This window comes from Terrabacter sp. Soil811 (assembly GCF_001429655.1).
Taxonomy (GTDB): Bacteria; Actinomycetota; Actinomycetes; order Actinomycetales; family Dermatophilaceae; genus Terrabacter.
In genome coordinates, this window is record NZ_LMSX01000007.1 from 75,239 (window position 1) to 94,090 (window position 18,852).

General features: G+C 72.4%; 18 protein-coding genes. 6 read left to right on the forward strand and 12 right to left on the reverse strand.

The window, feature by feature from the left end:
- Positions 1 to 55: 55 nt before the first annotated feature.
- From ASH01_RS07305 to ftsH, 5 genes are read right to left on the reverse strand one after another with little or no spacing between them, the layout of a single operon-like run.
- A complete protein-coding gene (locus ASH01_RS07305) occupies positions 56 to 547 on the reverse strand; it encodes a DUF3180 domain-containing protein (RefSeq protein WP_056773635.1) in 492 nt (163 codons plus the stop codon).
- Entirely contained in the window at positions 544 to 1,431 is an 888-nt protein-coding gene (folK, locus tag ASH01_RS07310) for a 2-amino-4-hydroxy-6-hydroxymethyldihydropteridine diphosphokinase (RefSeq protein ID WP_056773639.1), read from the reverse strand. The genes ASH01_RS07305 and folK overlap by 4 nt, the downstream gene beginning before the upstream one ends.
- The gene (gene folP / locus ASH01_RS07315; protein ID WP_235509561.1) at positions 1,428 to 2,354 is read right to left on the reverse strand and encodes a dihydropteroate synthase; all 927 of its coding nucleotides are present in this window, start codon (positions 2,352 to 2,354) and stop codon (positions 1,428 to 1,430) included. The genes folK and folP overlap by 4 nt, the downstream gene beginning before the upstream one ends.
- Before the next feature lie 46 nt (positions 2,355 to 2,400).
- Entirely contained in the window at positions 2,401 to 2,973 is a 573-nt protein-coding gene (gene folE, locus ASH01_RS07320) for a GTP cyclohydrolase I FolE (RefSeq protein ID WP_056773646.1), read from the reverse strand.
- A gap of 3 nt (positions 2,974 to 2,976) precedes the next feature.
- Complete coding sequence (gene ftsH, locus ASH01_RS07325; RefSeq protein WP_056773649.1) at positions 2,977 to 5,079, reverse strand: ATP-dependent zinc metalloprotease FtsH; 2,103 nt, start codon at positions 5,077 to 5,079, stop codon at positions 2,977 to 2,979.
- A gap of 346 nt (positions 5,080 to 5,425) precedes the next feature.
- Between ftsH and ASH01_RS07330 the strand changes: the two genes are divergently transcribed.
- The gene (locus ASH01_RS07330) at positions 5,426 to 7,591 is read left to right on the forward strand and encodes a GTP-binding protein (protein ID WP_443081078.1); all 2,166 of its coding nucleotides are present in this window, start codon (positions 5,426 to 5,428) and stop codon (positions 7,589 to 7,591) included.
- Positions 7,592 to 7,693: 102 nt separating this feature from the next.
- Here ASH01_RS07330 and ASH01_RS07335 read toward each other — a convergent pair whose 3' ends face one another.
- The 5 genes from ASH01_RS07335 to ASH01_RS07355 form a co-directional block, all read right to left on the reverse strand.
- On the reverse strand, positions 7,694 to 8,518 hold the full coding sequence (locus ASH01_RS07335) for a DUF1028 domain-containing protein (protein WP_056773655.1): 825 nt from the start codon (positions 8,516 to 8,518) through the stop codon (positions 7,694 to 7,696).
- Between the two features lie 15 nt (positions 8,519 to 8,533).
- Positions 8,534 to 9,085 carry a hypoxanthine phosphoribosyltransferase gene (gene hpt, locus ASH01_RS07340; RefSeq protein WP_020145118.1) on the reverse strand — a complete coding sequence of 184 codons (552 nt, stop codon included), beginning with the start codon at positions 9,083 to 9,085 and terminating at the stop codon, positions 8,534 to 8,536.
- Between the two features lie 249 nt (positions 9,086 to 9,334).
- Positions 9,335 to 10,333 (reverse strand): tRNA lysidine(34) synthetase TilS, encoded by a 999-nt coding sequence (gene tilS, locus ASH01_RS07345; protein ID WP_056773658.1) that lies wholly within the window; start codon positions 10,331 to 10,333, stop codon positions 9,335 to 9,337.
- 21 nt (positions 10,334 to 10,354) lie between these two features.
- On the reverse strand, positions 10,355 to 11,461 hold the full coding sequence (locus ASH01_RS07350) for a zinc-dependent metalloprotease (protein ID WP_056773660.1): 1,107 nt from the start codon (positions 11,459 to 11,461) through the stop codon (positions 10,355 to 10,357).
- A 123-nt stretch (positions 11,462 to 11,584) separates the two neighbouring features.
- Positions 11,585 to 13,219: a D-alanyl-D-alanine carboxypeptidase/D-alanyl-D-alanine-endopeptidase gene (locus tag ASH01_RS07355; RefSeq protein ID WP_056773663.1), complete on the reverse strand. Its 1,635-nt coding sequence runs from the start codon at positions 13,217 to 13,219 to the stop codon at positions 11,585 to 11,587.
- 156 nt (positions 13,220 to 13,375) lie between these two features.
- Here ASH01_RS07355 and ASH01_RS07360 point away from each other — a divergent pair, with 156 nt between their 5' ends.
- Positions 13,376 to 13,894 carry an inorganic diphosphatase gene (locus ASH01_RS07360; protein ID WP_020145122.1) on the forward strand — a complete coding sequence of 173 codons (519 nt, stop codon included), beginning with the start codon at positions 13,376 to 13,378 and terminating at the stop codon, positions 13,892 to 13,894.
- Positions 13,895 to 14,156: 262 nt separating this feature from the next.
- On the opposite strand, the gene ASH01_RS07365 is transcribed toward ASH01_RS07360, so the two are convergent.
- Both ASH01_RS07365 and ASH01_RS07370 read right to left on the reverse strand, forming a co-directional pair.
- The gene (locus ASH01_RS07365; RefSeq protein ID WP_056773667.1) at positions 14,157 to 15,665 is read right to left on the reverse strand and encodes an MFS transporter; all 1,509 of its coding nucleotides are present in this window, start codon (positions 15,663 to 15,665) and stop codon (positions 14,157 to 14,159) included.
- Positions 15,666 to 15,673: 8 nt separating this feature from the next.
- Complete coding sequence (locus tag ASH01_RS07370; protein ID WP_056773671.1) at positions 15,674 to 15,913, reverse strand: hypothetical protein; 240 nt, start codon at positions 15,911 to 15,913, stop codon at positions 15,674 to 15,676.
- Between the two features lie 231 nt (positions 15,914 to 16,144).
- On the opposite strand from ASH01_RS07370, the gene ASH01_RS07375 reads away from it, so the two are divergent.
- The 4 genes from ASH01_RS07375 (at position 16,145) to ASH01_RS07390 (ending at position 18,808) form a co-directional block, all read left to right on the forward strand.
- On the forward strand, positions 16,145 to 16,693 hold the full coding sequence (locus ASH01_RS07375) for a TetR/AcrR family transcriptional regulator (protein WP_056773673.1): 549 nt from the start codon (positions 16,145 to 16,147) through the stop codon (positions 16,691 to 16,693).
- Between the two features lie 106 nt (positions 16,694 to 16,799).
- Entirely contained in the window at positions 16,800 to 17,036 is a 237-nt protein-coding gene (locus ASH01_RS07380) for a hypothetical protein (protein WP_056773676.1), read from the forward strand.
- Positions 17,037 to 17,123: 87 nt separating this feature from the next.
- Entirely contained in the window at positions 17,124 to 17,585 is a 462-nt protein-coding gene (locus ASH01_RS07385; RefSeq protein ID WP_056773679.1) for a MarR family winged helix-turn-helix transcriptional regulator, read from the forward strand.
- Positions 17,582 to 18,808 carry an MFS transporter gene (locus ASH01_RS07390; protein WP_056773682.1) on the forward strand — a complete coding sequence of 409 codons (1,227 nt, stop codon included), beginning with the start codon at positions 17,582 to 17,584 and terminating at the stop codon, positions 18,806 to 18,808. Before ASH01_RS07385 ends, ASH01_RS07390 begins: the two co-directional genes overlap by 4 nt.
- The last annotated feature ends 44 nt before the right edge of the window (positions 18,809 to 18,852 follow it).

Below are 18,852 nucleotides of genomic sequence, written 5' to 3' on the forward strand. Positions count from 1 at the left end.
CGGGAACGCCGATCGTTGCATCCAAACCCGTCACGATCCGGCCACGCGTCACGCGTCAGCGGCGGGTGTCCGCCTCGCGCTCGTCCTCGTCCTCGTCGTCTCGCGGGCGGAGGCGGCACCAGTTCTGCACGACCATGCCGGCGACGGCGAGCAGCAGCGCGACGACGGCGTGCAGCACGAACGGCAGGATGCGGCCGCGCTGGGAGTCGACGTCGGCGTCGGGCAGCAGGACGAGGGCGTTGGCGAGGTACCAGCCGACGAGCACCGAGCCCGTGAGCGCGCCGGCCTGTCCGAGCACGAGCGTGCGGGCCGCGCGGAGCGGCGTGACGGCGGGGTTGGGCGCGCCGTCGCGGACCTTGCGCACCTGCCAGCCGGCGAGGACCAGCCCGCCGGTCAGGAAGAGCATCGCAGCGGCGCCGACCCAGCCGGGCTCGGGCACGGCGCTGCCGCCGGACATCATCCAGCGCAGCGCGAGCCACGCGACCACGGTCATGGCCAGTCCCGCGAGCACGAGAGTCGTGACGCGGATGCCGGAGTGTGGTCTCACTGCTGCTCCCATCGGGGGCCGGGACGCACGCCCGATCGGTCGAGGTCGGCCAGCAGGTCGACCACCGGGCGTATGCCGTGGACACCCTCACCGACGCGCAGCGTGGCTCGCGGGTCGGCGTCGAGCCACGGCACGAGCACGAACGCCCGCTCGTGGGCCCGGGGGTGAGGAAGCGTGAGGCGCTTGTCGTCGCTCGTGACCTCGCGGTGGCCGCCGGGGTGGCCGTACTGGACGAGGTCGAGGTCGAGCGTCCTGGCGCCCCAACGCACCTCACGCGTGCGACCATGATCGGCCTCGATGCGGTGCAGCTCGGCGAGCAGGTCGGTGGGATGCAGCAGCGAGCGGCCCACGACGACGGCATTGAGGTACTCGGGCTGCTCGGGGCCACCGACGGGGTCGGTGGCCACGATGTCGGACACGCGGGTGAGGGTGAGCCCCGGTAGGGCGGTGAGGGCTGCGATGGCGTCGGTCAGCGTCTGGCCGCGGTCGCCGAGGTTGGTGCCGAGCGCGATGACGACATGGGCGGCGTTGCTGCGTGAGACCTGCACCTGGACGTCCGTGAACGGGTGACCGACCGGCGCTTCGGGCTTGTGCACGACGACCTCGACAGCGTCGACGAGGTCGTAGCGCAGGACGTCGTCGGCGATGACCTCGGCGAGGCGCTCGATGAGGTCGAACGAGGGACCCGTGATGCGGGCGACGACGTCGCTCGCGACCGCGGCGTAGTTGACGGTGGCGGCGAGGGCGTCCGTGCGACCGGCGGGCTCGAGGTCGAGCGTCATCGTGACGTCGACGAGGAACGTCTGCCCGTCGCGCTTCTCGGCGTCCAGCACGCCGTGGGTGCCGCGGGCGGAGACGCCCTGCAGCACGATGCGGTCGGTCATCGGTGAAGGCCTTCCGGGTCTGCAGAGTCGTCTGATTCGGGGTCGTCGGCCAGGTCGTCGGGGGCGTGCTCGAGTGCGGCCTGGACGACGGTCAGCGCGCGCACCGTGGAGGCGACGTCGTGGACGCGGACGCACCAGAGCCCCGCCATGGCGGCCATGACCGACGTGGCCGTCGTCTCGATGTCGCGCGCGGCCGCAGGCCGAGGGGCCTCACCGTCGTCGCGTCCCAGCCGTCCGAGGAAGGTCTTGCGCGAGGCGCCGAGCAGGATGGGCTGGCCGAGCTCGTGCAGCGCGGGGAGCGCGGCCATGAGGGTCCAGTTGTGGTCGGAGTTCTTGGCGAAGCCGAGACCCGGGTCGAGGACGAGGTGCTCCTGCGCGATGCCCCCTTCGAGGAGGGCGTCGCGCCGCTCCCCCAGCTCGCGCAGGACGTCCTCGACGACGTCGTCATAGACGGCGCGCGACTGCATCCCGGTGCTGTGCCCGCGCCAGTGCATCGCGATGTACGGCAGGCGGTTGGCGGCCACCCACGGGACCATGTCGGGGTCGGCGAGGCCACCCGAGACGTCGTTGACGATGGAGGCACCGGCGTCGACCGCAGCACGCGCGACCGAGGCGCGCATCGTGTCGACGGAGACCACGGCGCCGTCGGCGGCGAGGGCGGTCACGACGGGCACGACCCGGCGCAGCTCCTCCTCGACCGACGGGCGTTCGGCGCCGGGGCGGGTGGACTCGCCACCCACGTCGACGATGTCGGCGCCGGCCGCGAGCACGTCACGTCCGTGCGCGATGGCGGCGTCCTGCTCGAACCACTCCCCACCGTCGGAGAAGGAGTCGGGCGTGACGTTGACGACCCCCATGACGATCGTGCGGTCGCGCACGCCGAGCAGGGAGGTCGCGTCGAGGTCGGGACGGCGCGCGGTCATGGCCGCCATTGTGTCGCGGTCGGTGGTTCGGGTGTCGGGCCGTCGGTCACTTGTTGCCCTCGAGCATGAGCGCCATGGCCTCTGCTCGAGTGGCCGGGTCGCGCAGCTGGCCGCGCACCGCCGAGGTGATGGTGCTCGCGCCGGGTTTGCGGATGCCGCGCATCGACATGCAGAGGTGCTCCGCCTGGACGACGACGATGACGCCCTGCACGTCGAGGTGCTCGACGAGCGCGTCGGCGATCTGCGTCGTGAGCCGCTCCTGCACCTGCGGGCGCCGGGCGAAGACGTCGACGAGACGAGCGAGCTTGGACAGTCCGGTGACCCGCCCGTCCTTGCTCGGGATGTAGCCGACGTGCGCCACCCCGTGGAAGGGCACGAGGTGGTGCTCGCACGTGCTGTAGAGCTCGATGTCCCGCACGATGACGAGCTCCTGGTGGTCGATCTCGAACGTCGTGCGGAGCACGTCGGCCGCCGTCATGTCGAGGCCGGCGTAGATCTCGGCGAACGACCGGGCCACCCGGCCCGGGGTGTCGAGCAGGCCCTCGCGGTCGGGGTCCTCACCGATGGCGAGGAGCAGCTCCCGGACGGCCGCCTCGGCGCGCGGCTGGTCGATCGACACGCGTCAGCTCTTCTCGGTGGGGTTGACGGGGCGGTCGTCCGGCACCTCGATGACCTGCTCGGCGGGGTGCTCCTCGGCGAGGGGGTGCGCGCCGACGGCGGCCGCCTCGTCGATCTTGTCCTCGATGACGCGGTCGGCGGGCACCGGCGGGGGCAGGTGGCCGTTCTGGCCCGAGCCGTTCTGCGCGGCGATCTCGGCCGGCGTCAGGACCGGCGGACGGTCGCCGAGCTGGCGCGTCTGGGACGAGAGCCACGTCGGACGGGACGGCTGCTTGACGACCGGCTTGAAGAGCTCGGCGAGCTCGTGGACGTTGAGCGTCTCCTTCTCGAGCAGCTCGAGGACGAGGTGGTCGAGCAGGTCGCGGTTGGCGTTGATCGCCGCATACGCCTCGTCGTGGGCCGCGTCGATGAGCGAGCGGACCTCCTCGTCGACGATGCGGGCGACCTCCTCGGAGTAGTCGCGCTGGTGCCCCATGTCGCGACCGAGGAAGACCTCGCCGGTGCTCTGGCCGAGCTTGATGGCGCCGACCCGCTCGGACATGCCGAACTCGGTGACCATCTTGCGGGCCATGCCGGTGGCCTTCTCGATGTCGTTGCTGGCACCGGTGGTCGGCTCGCGGAAGACGATCTCCTCGGCGACGCGGCCACCGAGGGCGTACGCGAGCTGGTCGAGGATCTCGTTGCGCGTCGTGGAGTACTTGTCGTCGATCGGCATGACCATCGTGTAGCCGAGGGCCCGTCCACGCGGGAGGATCGTCACCTTCGTCACCGGGTCGGTGTGGTTGAGCGACGCGGCGACGAGGGCGTGGCCACCCTCGTGGTACGCCGTGATCTTGCGCTCCTTGGCCGACATGATGCGGGTGCGCTTCTGCGGGCCGGCGATGACGCGGTCGATGGCCTCGTCGAGGGCCTCGTTGTCGATGACCTTCTTGTCACCGCGGGCGGTGAGCAGGGCGGCCTCGTTGAGGACGTTGGCGAGGTCGGCGCCGGTGAAGCCGGGCGTGCGGCGGGCGACGGCGAGCAGGTCGACGTCGGCCGTGACGGGCTTGCCCTGGGCGTGCACCTCGAGGATGCGGTGCCGGCCGATCATGTCGGGCGCGTCGACGGCGATCTGGCGGTCGAAGCGGCCCGGACGCAGCAGAGCCGGGTCGAGGATGTCGGGGCGGTTGGTCGCCGCGATGAGGATGACGTTGGTCTTGACGTCGAAGCCGTCCATCTCGACGAGCAGCTGGTTGAGCGTCTGCTCGCGCTCGTCGTGGCCGCCGCCCATGCCGGCGCCGCGGTGGCGTCCGACGGCGTCGATCTCGTCGACGAAGACGATGGCCGGCGCGTTGGCCTTGGCCTGCTCGAAGAGGTCGCGGACGCGGCTCGCGCCGACACCGACGAACATCTCGACGAAGTCGGAGCCGGAGATCGAGTAGAACGGCACGCCGGCCTCACCCGCGACGGCGCGGGCCAGGAGGGTCTTGCCGGTACCGGGCTGGCCGTAGAGCAGCACGCCCTTGGGGATCTTGGCGCCGACGGCGAGGAACTTCGCCGGCTCCTGGAGGAACTCCTTGATCTCCTGGAGCTCCTCGATGGCCTCGTCGCAGCCGGCGACGTCGGCGAAGGTGACCTTCGGGGTGTCCTTGGTGGCGAGCTTGGCGCGCGACTTGCCGAACTGCATGACGCGGTTGCCGCCGCCCTGCATCTGGCCCATGAGGAACCAGAAGAGGCCGAGGATGATGATGATCGGCAGGATCGAGAAGAGCAGCGAGCCGAACCAGCTGGGCTCGTCGATCTGGTCGTCGACGCCCTGTGCCGGCGGCTTGGCGTTGAGGGCCTCGACGACGTCGGTGCCGCGGGCGTCGACGTAGTAGGCGTAGACCGACTTGGCGTCCTTCACCGTGCCGTCGGGCGAGGTGTAGGGGGTCTTGAGGGTCAGCTCCATGCGCTCGTTGTTGAGCAGCTTGGCCGACTCGACGTTGCCGTCGGTGATCTGCTTCATGGCAGCCGAGGTGTCGATCCGGGGCGGGCCGGACTCGGAGAACATCATGCCGAAGACGAGCGCGCTGATGAGGACCAAGATCCACAACAGTGGGGTGCGCAGAATCCGCTTAGCGTCCATGTACGTGCGGGGCCTGTGGGGCCCCGGTCCTCCTGCTCGTCCGGTGAGTTTGTCCACCGGCACAACGTCCGGCGGACTACCAGTGTTCCGCATGCGGCGGGCCGGTGACGAACCAGCCCACGCAGGGTTGGACGCTCCCGTCCGCGGGCGGGCGCCGCTCGCGTATGCCGTGTGCCGTGCTCCCGGCCCAAAACCGGTTGCCGCACGCTCCTCCGCCTTGCTGCACTGGAGCGGTCGACGGTCCCGTCGACGTCAGGCACGGCCGAGGAGAGAGGCACCGGGATGCGCCGCAGCTTCATGTCACCCGAGCAGGTCACCCACACCTACGCACAGGACATGGAGCACCTTGGACACCCCACCCACCCCACCCGTGCGTCCCGGACGCACCCTCGGCCTCGGGATCCTCGCCCACGTTGACGCGGGCAAGACGAGCCTGACCGAACGTCTGCTACTGCACGCCGGAGTCATCACCGAGCTCGGCAGCGTCGACGACGGCAGCACGCAGACCGACACCCTCGCGCTCGAGCGCGCCCGCGGGATCACGATCAAGGCCGCCGTCGTCTCCTTCGAGCTCGGCGGCCCCGACGACCCGGTCACGGTCAACCTCGTCGACACCCCGGGCCACTCGGACTTCATCGCGGAGGTCGAGCGCTCGCTGGCGGTGCTCGACGGAGCCGTGCTCGTCGTCTCCGCCGTGGAGGGCGTGCAGGCCCAGACCCGCGTGCTCATGCGGGCCCTGCAGCGGCTGCGCATCCCGACGGTGCTCTTCGTCAACAAGGTCGACCGCTCCGGCGCCCGCACCGACGCGGTCCTGCAGGAGGTCGTCGACCGGCTCGGCGTCACGCCGGTGCCACTCGTCCGGGTCGTCGACGAGGGCACGCGCGGCGCCGCCGTCGTCCCGGACGGCCTCATGGCCCTGGGCCTGGCGGCGCGGGGGCCGGCCGAGCGCGAGGGCGCGGACCGGGCCACCGCAGCTGCCCGCGAGCGCGTCGTCGAGGCGTTGAGCCGGGAGGACGACCGCCTGCTCGCGGACTGGCTCGATGCCCCGCACCGGGTCGACGGCTCTCGGCTGCGAGCAGCCCTCGGTGAGCAGACGGGCCGAGGTCTCGTGTGCCCCGTGCTCCTCGGCTCGGCGATGACGGGGGCCGGCGTCGAGGAACTCGCCGTGGCCCTGCCGCACCTGCTGCCGGCGCGGACACCCGACCCCGAGGCGCCGCTCGCGGCCACCGTCTTCGCGGTCCAGCGCGGCGGCGCCGGTGAGAAGGTGGCCCTCGTCAGCGTCACGTCGGGCTGCCTGGCGGTGCGCGACCGGGTGCTCGTCCACGACGGTCGCACCGTCGGGACCATTGCATCGGACCCGGGCACACGGCATACGCCCTCGGTCTCCGGCGACGACGACGCGCGGTGCCGCGAAGAGCGGGTCACCGGTCTCTCGGTGCACGCGCGCGGCGGGGTGCAGCGCGTCGCGCGGGTGCCCGCTGGGCGCATCGCGCGGGTCGTCGGGCTCGAGCGGGCCCGGATCGGCGACCTCGTCGGCGACGCCGCCCTCGCGCGGCCCCTCGTCCACGAGTTCTCGCCGCCCACCCTGGAGACGGTCGTCGAGGCGTGCGACGCCGCCGAGCGCGCGACCCTGCACACGGCGCTGACCCGGCTGGCGGAGCAGGACCCGCTCATCGACCTGCGGCACGACGAGGTGCGCGGCGAGACCCACGTGTCGCTCTACGGGGAGGTGCAGAAGGAGGTCATCGGCGCGACGCTCGAGGCGGAGTACGCCGTGACGGCGAGGTTCAGCACGACGACGGTCATCTGTCGCGAGCGGGTCACCGGTTCGGCGGCCGCGTTCGAGGTCATCGACGTGGCGCCGAACCCGTTCCTCGCGACGGTCGGTCTGCGCGTCGACCCCGGCCCTCCGGGCAGCGGCGTCTGCTTCGCCCTCGAGGTCGAGCTCGGCTCGATGCCGGCGTCGTTCTTCACCGCCGTCGAGGACACCGTCCGGGCGACGCTCGGACAGGGGCTGCACGGGTGGCCGGTCAACCACTGCGTCGTCACGATGACGCACTCGGGCTACTGGCCGCGGCAGAGCCACATGCACCAGAAGTTCGACGCGTCGATGTCGAGCACGGCCGGCGACTTCCGTGCCCTGACGCCGCTCGTGCTCATGGAGGCGCTGCGTCTCGCGGGCACGGCGGTCGAGGAACCGGTGCACCGATTCGACCTCGAGGTGCCGAGCGACGTGCTCGGTGCGGCGCTCTCGATGCTCGGCCACGTGCGGGCGACCCCACGCGACACGGCCGTGCTCGGCCCGGTGACGCGGCTGCAGGGCGAGGTGCCGGCCGGGCGGTTGCACGAGCTGCAGCAGCGGGTGCCCGGCCTCACGAGCGGGCTCGGCGACCTCGTGACGGCGTTCGACGGCTACCGGCCCGTCGTCGGACCGGCGCCGACCCGGTCACGCACCGACCTCGACCCGCTCCACCGTCGGGAGTACCTCCTCCGCCTCGCCCGCAAGCTCTGACCCGCCGCGCCTCCCTCGACCGAACGCCGCGTTCGGTGCCGAACTCAGCGTCCTGACCGTGAGTTCGAGATCGAACGCGGCGTTCGGTCGAGCTGGGTGGGGTCAGGGGATGGCGGCGCGGAGGGCCTCGAGGACCCGGCGGTCGATGCCGTCGGGGCTCAGGCGCGCCTCGTAGTTCGCGTTGCCCGCCCAGTCGGCGAGAGCCGTCGCGACGTCGGCGTCGGTGAACCCGGCCTGCGCCAGCCTGCCGCGCACCTCGTCGGCGAGCTCGCCCTCGAGCGGCGCGACGTCCTCGGGCCTGCCGAAGTACATCTCCCAGTCGGAGAGCAGGCGCCCGAGCTCGGTCACGGGGTCGGCGTGGTCGTCGACGCGCAGGTCGGCGAGCACCCCGCACGCGTCGTAGCCGGAACCCGGCTCGACGGCATACATGGCTGCGCTCTGGCGTCCGCGGGAGTCGCCACCGGCGGCGTCGCCGGCCACGAGGGCGGCGAGCAGACGCCGGGCGAGCGGCTGCCCTGCCGTCTCGTGCCAGGCGCGCTCCATCTCCTCGACGACCTCGGGCCCGGTGAGGATGTTGCCCTGGATGGCGTATGCCGTGTGGCCGTCGTCGCGGGCGACGCCGCCGGCCCAGTCGTTGCACTCCGAGCCCGTGAAGGTCGCGGCCGAGGCGAGCCCGACGACGCCCACCTGGCGGGTCTCGCGACCCTCGTCGAGCGCGGTCGCGGCCGCGAGCGCCTCGTCCGCGGGCTCGCCGGCAGCGAGGCGGCCGAGGAGCTCGTCGAGGTAGGCGACCCGGGCGAAGGACTGCGTCGCGACCGCGCCCACGCCGAGACTGGCGGCCGGGACGACCGCCCCGACCGCGAGGAACTTGCTCGCGACGGCGATGCCGTGGGCGTCACCCTGACGGGCGACGATCGAGAAGGTCACCGGAGGCCGCCGCGGTCAGGCGTAGACGTGCGGGGCGAGGGTGCCGACACAACGCAGGTTGCGGTACTTCTCGGCGTAGTCGAGGCCGTAGCCGACGACGAACTCGTTGGGGATGTCGAAGCCGACGTACTTGACCGGGATGTCGACCTTGACGACGTCGGGCTTGCGCAGCAGCGTGCAGATCTCGACCGAGGCGGGCTTGCGCGACTCGAGGTTGGACTTGATCCACGAGAGCGTCAGGCCGGAGTCGATGATGTCCTCGACGATGAGCACGTGGCGGCCGCTGATGTCGGTGTCGAGGTCCTTGAGGATGCGCACGACGCCCGAGGACTTCGTGCCGGAGCCGTAGGACGAGACCGCCATCCAGTCCATCGGTGCGGTGCCGGGCAGGGCGCGCATGAGGTCGGCCATGACGACGACGGCGCCCTTGAGGACGCCGACGAGGAGGAACTCCTTGCCCTCGTAGTCCCGCCAGATGTCGGCGGCGAGCTCGGAGAGGCGGGTCTGGATCTGCTCCTCGGTGAGCAGGACCTTGGCCAGGTCATCTCCCATGTGCTCGTGGTCCACGAAGGCTCCTCAGTGCGTTGCGGGGGGTGGTGCAGGGTCGTGCGGGGCGGGTCCATTCAACCGCACGCGGCTGGGTGCCGTCGCCGCCGGGGAAGCAGGCCGGGCCTGTCAGCCGAGCGGCCGCTCGAGCCACTCCTCCAGGCGGGCGTATGCCGTCGGCTCCGTCACGACGACGCCGCGGTCGCGCGCCACGGCCCCCCACACCGTCGGGTGGTGACGGGGCGGCCCAGCGGCTCTCGCGCACCGGGCTCAGGCGTTGGCGGTCTGTCGCAGCGGGCTGAAGACGATGGCCCCACCGGTGCGCGCGACGGCGATGCCGCCGGGCACGTGGAGCGGGCCCTGTCCGTGCCACGAGGTGAGGAGCGCGTCGAGCGACTCGACATGGGCGGCGCTGACGTCGGCGAGCGGTGCGCCGGCCTCGGCGGCGAGGATCCGCCAGACGCGCGTGCGGATCGCCCGTGGCAGGGCCGCGAGCGCGTCGAGGTCGACGCCCTCACCGCCAGGACCGCCGGGCAGGTCGGCCCGGGCCCGGACGGCCAGGCTCTCGAGGTAGTCGGCGTCCTCGCGCAGCAGGTCGGCACTGCGGGCCAGGGCTGCCCCGAAGCCGGGGCCGAGGTCGGACTCGAGGGTGGCGAGCAGCCGGCGGGCGCGGACCCTGCGGAACGAGTCGTCGCTGTTGTGCGGGTCGTCCCACGGGTCGATGCCGTAGGCCGCGCAGGCGGCCAGCGTCGTGGCGCGCGGCAGGCCGAGGAGGGGACGGACGAAGCGGTCGCGGCGCACCGGCATACCGCTCAGCGACCGCGCACCCGACCCGCGGGACAGGCCGAGGAGCACCTGTTCGGCCTGGTCGTCGCGGGTGTGGCCGATGAGCACCATGGACGCGCCGACGCGGTCGGCCGCGCCCTCGATGGCGGCGTAGCGGGCCGACCGGGCGTCGGCCTCGAGTCCGGCACCGCTCGTGCGCACGTCGGCGCGGACGACCTCGACGGGGTCGAGACCGATCTCGCGGCACAGGGCTGCGGCGTCCTCGGCGACCTGGGCCGAACGGTCCTGGAGGCCGTGGTCGACGACGACGGCACCGGCACGCACACCGGAGCGCGGCGCCTCGAAGGCGAGGGCTGCGGCGAGCGCCACGGAGTCGGGGCCGCCCGAGCACGCGACGAGGACGACACCGCCCTCGGGCACGTCGGCAAGGTGCTCACGCACCGCGAGCCGGGTGGCGGCGACGGCGGGGTCAGGACCGGGCATGTCTGCGGGACCTCGCATCGCTCACCCGTGGACCCGGCGCACCCAGGCGCCCGGATCGAGGATCTCGGCGGCCCGGGGCAACGTCTCCGGGGAGGACCACACGGCGTTGAAGCCGTCGCGGCCCACCTGGTCGGTGACGGCCCGGACGAAGACGGCGCCGTCGCGGTACTGACGCATCTTGGCCTCGAGACCGAGGAGCTTGCGCAGCAGGCGGTCGATGCCGACCGAGCTGCTGCGGCGCTCGTCGAACTTGCGGCGGATCTCGCCGACGCTCGGGATGACCTGGGGACCGACCGCGTCCATGACGACGTCGGCATGGCCCTCGAGCAGCGACATGACGGCGGTGAGCTCGGCGATCTGGGCCTTCTGCTCCGGGGTCGCGAAGAGCTGGCCGATGCCCTCGCCGGAGCTGAACACCTCGGGGAGGTTCTTCGTCAGCTGCTCGAACCGCTTGGAGAGGTCCTCGGGGGTCGGCGCGAGGTCGACGGCGAGCGCCTGGGTGCGGGCCACCATGTGGTCGCGCAGCCACGGCACCGCGGTGAACTGCACCCGGTGCGTCTCCTCGTGCATGGCGACCCAGCGGCGGAAGTCGGTCGGGTCGACCTCGAGGCGTCGCTCGGTGGCGACGATGTTGGGGGCGACGAGGAGGAGCCGGGGCGTGCCGCCGGGTGCGAGGTCGTACTGTCCGAGCACCTTGCTCGACAGGAAGGCGAGCAGCCCGCCCATCTCGGCGCCGGTGACCTTGCCGCCGATCGCCGCGGCGGTGGCGTTCGTCGACGACTTCTTCGTCGCGTTGAGCTTGTCGACGACCGGGTCGAGCATCGACTTGAACGAGTCGACGTTGGCGCTGATCCAGCCCGCGCGGTCGACGACGAGGGGCGCCGGCGCGTCGGCGGGCGCGGTCAGCGCGCTCGTCTCGGCAACCGGAGCCACGGCGGACGCGGCGGCTGCACGCAGGTCGGCGACGATCGCCGCGGCCTCGTCGCTCGAGACCTGGGGGCCCGGGTTGACGATCGCCCGACCGGTCCGCTTCGCGAACTCGTAGTCGACGGACGCGGCCGGTGCACCACCCCTCGAGCCATCGGGACGTCCGGCGTCCACGGGGGTCGGGAGGGTCGTGTCGGTCATGCCAGCCCTTTCGGTGCCGTGACGGTGTCGACGTCGCGCGAGGTGTCTGGGAAGCCCAGCCGGCAACACGGAGAGGTCACGACCACCGTCGCTCACCAGGACCCCGAGCGGCCCACCGGCCCGTCAGCGGCACCCGCACGAGGCGATCGCCGCTACAAAACGGTCCAACGCCGCTCGCGCGTCGTTGGTTCCCACTCCGGCGACCATACCCACGAAGACGAGGAGCCGACCGTCGTCGTCGACGACGCTCCCGGCGAGGGCGTTGGCCCCGGTCAGGGTGCCCGTCTTGGCCCGGGCACGGCCTGCGGCGTCGTGCTGGGCGCCGGTGAACCGGTCCGCCAGGGTGCCGGTCAGGCCACCGATCGGGAGTCCGTCGAGGGCTCGCCGCAGCACGGCGTGCTTGCCGTCGTAGCCGAGCACGAGCACGTCGGACAGGAGCGAGGCGCGGACCCGGTTCTCGCGGGAGAGACCGCTCGCGTCGGAGAGGGTCACTCCGGCCGTGTCGAGGCCGAGCGCGGCCACCTGCGACACGACCCACGCGCCGACCCCGGCGAAGTCGGTGCCGGCGCCGGAGCGGTAGGCCGCTTGGCGGGAGAGGATCTCGGTCAGCGCGTTGTCGCTGTCGGTGAGGGCGAGGGCCAGCTGCTCTCGCACGGGCGCGGACTCGACGCTGCCGAGGACCGCTCCCGGGCCGCTCGCGGGCGCCGTCGGCGTCGCGGCCGCGGTCGTCGGGGCCCGCGCGCCGTCGGGCGTCGCCCCCTCGGGCGGCGTGGCCCCGCCGGACGGTGAGGCCCCGTCGGACGGTGTGGCCCCGTCGGACGGTGCGGCGGACGCTCCAGCGTCGGCAGCCGGCGTCGGCATCGGCGACCCGGGGACGCCGGGTGCCTGACCTCGCGCGGCCAGCCTCACGTCGATCCCGCGCCCCTCCAGCTGCCGGGCGAAGGCCGACCGGACCGAGGCGACGGGGTCGGCCGGGCCGGGCGCCCCACCATGGGCGCGCTGGCTCGACAGCCCGAGCATCGCGACCGCACCGGTGATGCCCGAGCTGCGGAAGGTCGACGCCCACGTCGGCGCCGTCGTCGGCCCGGCGGCATACGTCTCGTCGACGTAGAGGGTGACGCTGGTGGTGCCGCTGCCCTTGAGGGCCGTGGCCACCTGCCCGGCCAGGTCGCGCAGTCCGGCTCGGCCGGCGACCGCGTCGGGGTCGCCCGTGCCGGGGTTGAGCAGGGAGTCGCCGCCCGCCACGAGGACGATCTCGTCGGGCGTGTCCCCCTCGCGCACGACGGTGCGCAGCGTCTCGTCGGGTGCGAAGGTCTGGCCGATGGCCGCGGCGGAGAGCAGCTTGGTCGTCGAGGCCGGGATGCGCAGCTCATCGCCGCCCTGGTCGAGCAGCACGTCGCCGGTCTGCCCGTCACGGACGACGAGGGCTGAGTCGCGCAGCGCCGGCAGCGCACGCACCGACGCGAGCGCCTGCTCGATGCCGGCGGCGGACGGCGCGGCGGTGTCGCCGGCGAGTGAGGGCAGCGGCGGCGCGACCGAGGTCGACAGCGTCGGCTGCGGGACCGAGGGCAGCGTCCGCGCCGCGACCGTCTCGGTGGGCGCGGGCGGCGGCAGCGGCCGCACCGTCAGCGCACCGGGCGCGGCGTCGGCGACGTCGAGGACGGCATACCCCAGCAGGATCGCGAGGACCGACCACACCGCGGCCATCCCGTAGGTCAGGCGGGGACCGCGCCGCCCCGGCTGCGTCTCGTGCGCCACGTCGCGTCACCCCCTGTCCGTCGTCCGTCGCTGTTTCGCGCAAGGACCGCCCTTGCTGACACACTGTCGCGGACGATTCTGTCAGCCGCCGACGGGTGCTCCGGCACCCGAGCCGCACCCGAGACAGCACCCGAAGACCGTGAAGAAGGGGAAGACGTGGAGTTCGACGTCACCATCGAGATCCCGCGCGGACAGCGCAACAAGTACGAGGTCGACCACGAGACCGGTCGGATCCGCCTCGACCGCTACCTCTTCACGCCGATGGCCTACCCCGCCGACTACGGCTACATCGAGGACTCGCTCGGTGAGGACGGCGACCCCCTGGACGCGCTCGTGCTGCTGCCCGAGCCGGTCTTCCCCGGCGTCGTCGTCGAGGCGCGCCCGATCGGTGTCTTCCACATGACCGACGAGGCCGGCGGTGACGACAAGGTGCTCTGCGTGCCCGTCGACCCGCGCACCGCCGACGTCCAGGACATCTCTGACGTCAGCACGTTCACCCTCGACGAGATCCAGCACTTCTTCGAGCGCTACAAGGACCTCGAGCCCGGCAAGCACGTCGAGGGCTCGGACTGGGGCAACCGCGAGGCCGCCGAGAAGATCATCGGCGAGGCCTTCGACCGCGCCAAGGAGCAGGGCACCTCGACCGCCCGCTGGGCGATGCCGCAGGGGCACTGAGCCTCCCGCAACACCTGCCCACACGCGTTCGTATGCCGTGTGCCTGACCCCCGCCGCCTGTCCCGGTCGCGGGGGTCAGCCGTCTCCGGCGGCGGGTGCGGCACCAGGGTGGGCCTGCACGTGAAATGCGCGATGGACCGGCGTCCGGTGGGGTGATCACCCCACCGGACGCCGGTCCATCTGCTGTTCGATCTAACGGGCCGGGCCGGGCCGGGTCGGGTCGGGCCGGGTCCGGCCGGGTCCGGTCAGGCCGCAGGTGCCCTCACTGGGCCTCGGCGCCGTCTGCTGCGGCGACGGCCACCGCCTCTCGAGTCGGCTCACGGGTCGGCTCGGACGATGCGGTCACCACCTGGGCCGGGCGCGGCCGGAGCACGAACGCCGCGACGAGCAGCGCCACGAGGGTGAACGTCGCCGACGTGAGGAACGCCGGCTCGACGCCCGGCACGAACTGGCCCGGGACGGCCTGCGACGCATAGACGCTGACGATCGCGGCGAGCCCCACGGCGCCACCGAGCTGCTGCGCGGTCTGGAGCAGCCCGGAGACCGTGCCGGCCTGGGCGCGGTCGACGCCGCCGAGGACGACGACCGTGACCGGCATGAAGACGAGCGCGGCCGACACGCCGTTGAGCACCAGCGCACCCAGGAGGTGCGCGGCATACGTGCTCGTCGTCGACATGGTGCTCAGCCACACGAAGCTGGCGGTGAGGCCCAGCGTGCCCACGAGGAGCATCGGCCGGGGGCCGACCTTGGCGACGAGGCGGGCGCTGACCCGCGACGTCGCGAAGATCGCGAGGCTGAGCGGGAGGAACGCGGCGCCGGTCGCGACCGGGCTGAAGCCGAGGACGAGCTGGAGGTACTGCGTCACGAGGAAGAACGTCGAGAACTGCGCGCCGACGACGAGCGCCATGAGCACGAGGGCTCCCCCGCGGGTGCGGTTGCGGACGAGCGCGAGCGGCAGCAGCGGGGAGCTGACCCGACCCTCGGTGCGCACGAAGAGCGCGATGAGGAGCACGCCGACGACGAACGAGCCGATCGTCACGGGCGACGCCCAGCCGCGGTCGGCCGCACTGATGAAGCCGTGCACGACGGAGACGGAGCCGAGGGTGGCGGTGATCGCGCCGACCACGTCGAAGCGGCCTCGGATCCTCGGCGTCTCGGTCACGTAGCGGCGCGCGAGGACGAGCACGACGGCCCCGATCGGGACGTTGACGAAGAGCGTCCAGTGCCAGCTCACGTAGTCGGTGAGGATCCCACCGAGGAGCAGGCCGATGGACGCGCCGGCGGACGACACGGCCGTGAAGAGCGCCAGCCCGCGGTTGCGCGCGGCCTCGTTCGGGGCGCTCGTCGTGACGAGGGCGAGGACGCTCGGCGCGGCGAACGCGGCACCGACTCCCTGGAGGGTGCGCGCGGCGATGAGCCAGGCGGGGGACGTGGCGAGGCCACCGAGCAGGCTCGCGACGGTGAAGATCGCCAGGCCGATCTCGAAGATGCGCAGTCGCCCGAAGACGTCGCCGAGGCGCCCGCCCAGGAGCAGCAGTCCGCCGAAGGCGAGGGTGTAGGCGTTGAGCACCCAGGAGAGGCCCGCGGGCGTGAACCCGAGGTCGGTCTGGATGTGCGGGAGCGCGACGTTCACGACGGTCGCGTCGAGCACGAGCATGAGCTGGGCGACGAGGACGACGCCGAGGCCGATGGCGCCGCGTCGGGCGGCGCGCTCCCTCGTGGAGCGCTCGGGTTGTCGGGTGACGGGTGATGCGGTGGTGCTGGTCGACATCTCTGACCTCAGGATTCGTGGTGCGTGAACGGGCGGTGCGAGCTCTCGTCGGTGAGGTCGCGGGCCATGGGCGTGAAGGAGGTGGCGCGGGTGCGGCGTCGGCGCTCGCCGTCGCTGGCACCCTGCGTGCCGTGCGTGCCCTCGGCTCCGTGGGTGCCGCGGGGCACGAGCGGGGCACGGTGGGTCGTGGCGAGGTGCGACAGGTGGACGCGTCGGGCCTGTCGGGTGGGCTGGATCGTGGTGGTCATGGGTGCCGGACTCCTCTGTGACGACGATCGGCGCTACGATTAGCGGAGAACCACTCCGGTTCTGCCTGACCCACAATACGGAGACTGTCTCCGTTTTAGCAAGGGAGATTTCTCGTGAGGCCTGCCGAAGCTGGCAGTGCGACGCTCGAGTCGTCGCCGGGATCTGTTGCCACCCAAGGGGATTCGGCTGACGGACCGGCTCAGGAGAGCCCCGAGAAAATGCCTCGCCCGATGCGCGCCGACGCCAGGCGCAACTACGACAAGATCCTCGCGACCGCCCGCATCGTCTTCACCGAGCGCGGCACTGACTCCTCGCTCGACGAGATCGCGAAGCGGGCCGGGGTGGGCCCCGGCACGCTCTACCGCCACTTCCCCACCCGCGAGGCCCTCGTCGACGCCCTCATGCAGGACTGGACCGACCGCGTGTCCGCCGACGCCGACGCCGCCATCGCCACGGGGCAGCCCGCCCGGGAGATGCTGCTCGGCTGGTTCGAGCACTTCATCGACCACATCACGCTGCACCGGGGCGCGGCCAGCAAGATCTGCGCCGCCATGGACGACCCCGCCTCCCCGATGTACCGCAAGTGCCGCGTCATGGGCGAGGCCAACCGCCGCGTCATCGACCACCTCGACGCCGGGGGCCAGCTGCGCCCGGGCGTCGACGCCGCCAACGTCATGCGCCTCGTCAGCGGCGTCGCGAGCGTCGCCGACACGAGCCACGCCGACCTCGACGTCAGGCCCATGCTCGAGGTCGTCGTCGACGGGATCGTCCGCGGCTGACGCGTCGTTGCAGGGGCAGGACCGTCGACCAGGCTCGTGAGACGTCGACGATCCGGCTCGGCACGTTTGGCACGTCCGCCACCTTCCGCCTGCCCGGCAGGTCGCGGTGATCACCGGACCCTGGACTGCCGAGCCCGGGAAGACCTTCAGCCACAACGGAACCCACTACCCCGTCATCGACTCCCCCGCTCTCGCGACGCCGGTGCAGGCTGGTGGCGTGCCGATCATCATCGGTGGTGGCGGCAGGCCGCACACCCCGGCGCTCGCCGTGAGGCATGCCGCCGAGTTCAACGCGCCGCCGACGGCGTGCTCCGCCAGCCCAGCTGAGTCCCCAGTCGAGTGAGCGCCCCGTCCCACTCCAGTGAGCGCTCCGCCCCAGTTCCCTGAGCTCGACTTGATATGCATAGGTTGTCTATGTAAATTGGAGCGAGTGACCGAACCGACCACCCTGGGCAACGACCTGCTGCGCTCGGCCGCGCGACTCTCGCGCTGGGCCAGCCGCCACGCGTCGTTCGACGTGCCCTTCGCGCAGGCCCGCCTCCTCGCCCTGCTCGACGAGCTCGGACCCTCCCGCGTCAGCGCCCTCGCGGCCGCCGATCACAGCAGCCAGCCGACTATCACCACCCAGCTCCAGCGCCTCGAGGCGTCGGGCTGGGTGCACCGCGCGTCCGACCCCGACGACGCGCGCGCCACGGTGATCTCCCTCAGCGACGAGGGCCACGCCGCGCTCGAGACCGTGCGTCGGGCCCGACTGGCCGTCCTGTCCCCCGCCCTCGACCAGCTCGACGGACCGGCCCTCGACCGCGTCCGCGTCGCCATCGACGTCATGGACGAGCTGCTGGCCGCCGCGGCGGACGCCCCTGTCCCGCACCCCACCCGAAAGGACGGATGACCACCACCATGTGGCGCCAACCCAAGACCGTCTGGTCGATCGCCTTCGCCTGCGTGATCTCCTTCATGGGCATCGGCCTCGTCGACCCCATCCTCAAGCCGATCGCCGACGAGCTCGGCGCAGGCCCGTCGCAGGTCTCGCTCCTCTTCACCAGCTACCTCGCCGTCATGGGCATCGCGATGCTCGGCACCGGCTGGGTCAGCAGCCGCGTCGGTGCCAAGCGCACCCTGCTGCTCGGCCTCGCCCTCATCATCGTCGGCGCCGCCTTCGCCGGCAGCCAGGACACCGTCGGCGGCATCGTCGCCTTCCGCGCCCTCTGGGGCCTCGGCAACGCGCTCTTCATCGCGACCGCCCTGGCGACGATCGTCAACGCGGCGTCCGGCTCGGTCAAGCAGGCGATCATCCTCTACGAGGCCGCTCTCGGTGTCGGCATCGCGACCGGCCCGCTGCTCGGCGGCTGGCTCGGCGGCATCTCCTGGCGCTGGCCGTTCTACGGCGTCGCCGTGCTCATGGCCGTCGCGTTCATCGCGACGCTGACCACGCTGCCGAAGACCCCGCCGGCCGAGAACCCCACCTCGATCACGGCGCCCCTGCGTGCCCTCGGCCACCGTGGCCTGCTCACGGTCGGCATCACGGCGCTGCTCTACAACTTCGGCTTCTTCACCCTGCTCGCCTTCACGCCCTTCCCGCTCGCCATGGGGGCGCACGAGATCGGGTTCATCTTCTTCGGCTGGGGCGTGCTGCTCGCCATCACGTCGGTCTTCGTCGCCCCGATGATCCAGCGCCGCTTCGGCACGCTGGCCGGCATCGTCGGCGCGCTGCTCGGCTTCGCGGTCATCCTCGCCGCCATGGCGATGTGGACCGAGAACAAGACCGTGCTGGTCGTCGGCGTCATCCTCGCCGGCGCCTTCCTCGGCGTGAACAACACGCTCATCACCGAGACGGTCATGAAGGTCTCCCCCGTCGAGCGCGGGGTCGCGTCGGCGGCCTACTCCTTCGTCCGCTTCAGCGGCGGCGCCGTCGCTCCGTGGCTCGCCGGCAACCTCGGCGAGAAGTCGATCCACCTGCCCTTCTGGGTGGGCTCGGCCGCGGTCGTGCTGGCCGTCCTCGTGCTCCTCACCGCTCGCCGGATCATCAGCGCGCTCGACGAGGCGCCCGGACACGGCGCCGAGGAGGTCACGTCCCGCACCGAGGCCGAGGCCCTCACCGTCGGCGACGCCTGAGGCCCCCACCCTCTCCAACCGTCGAAAGGCCACGAACCGGGCCG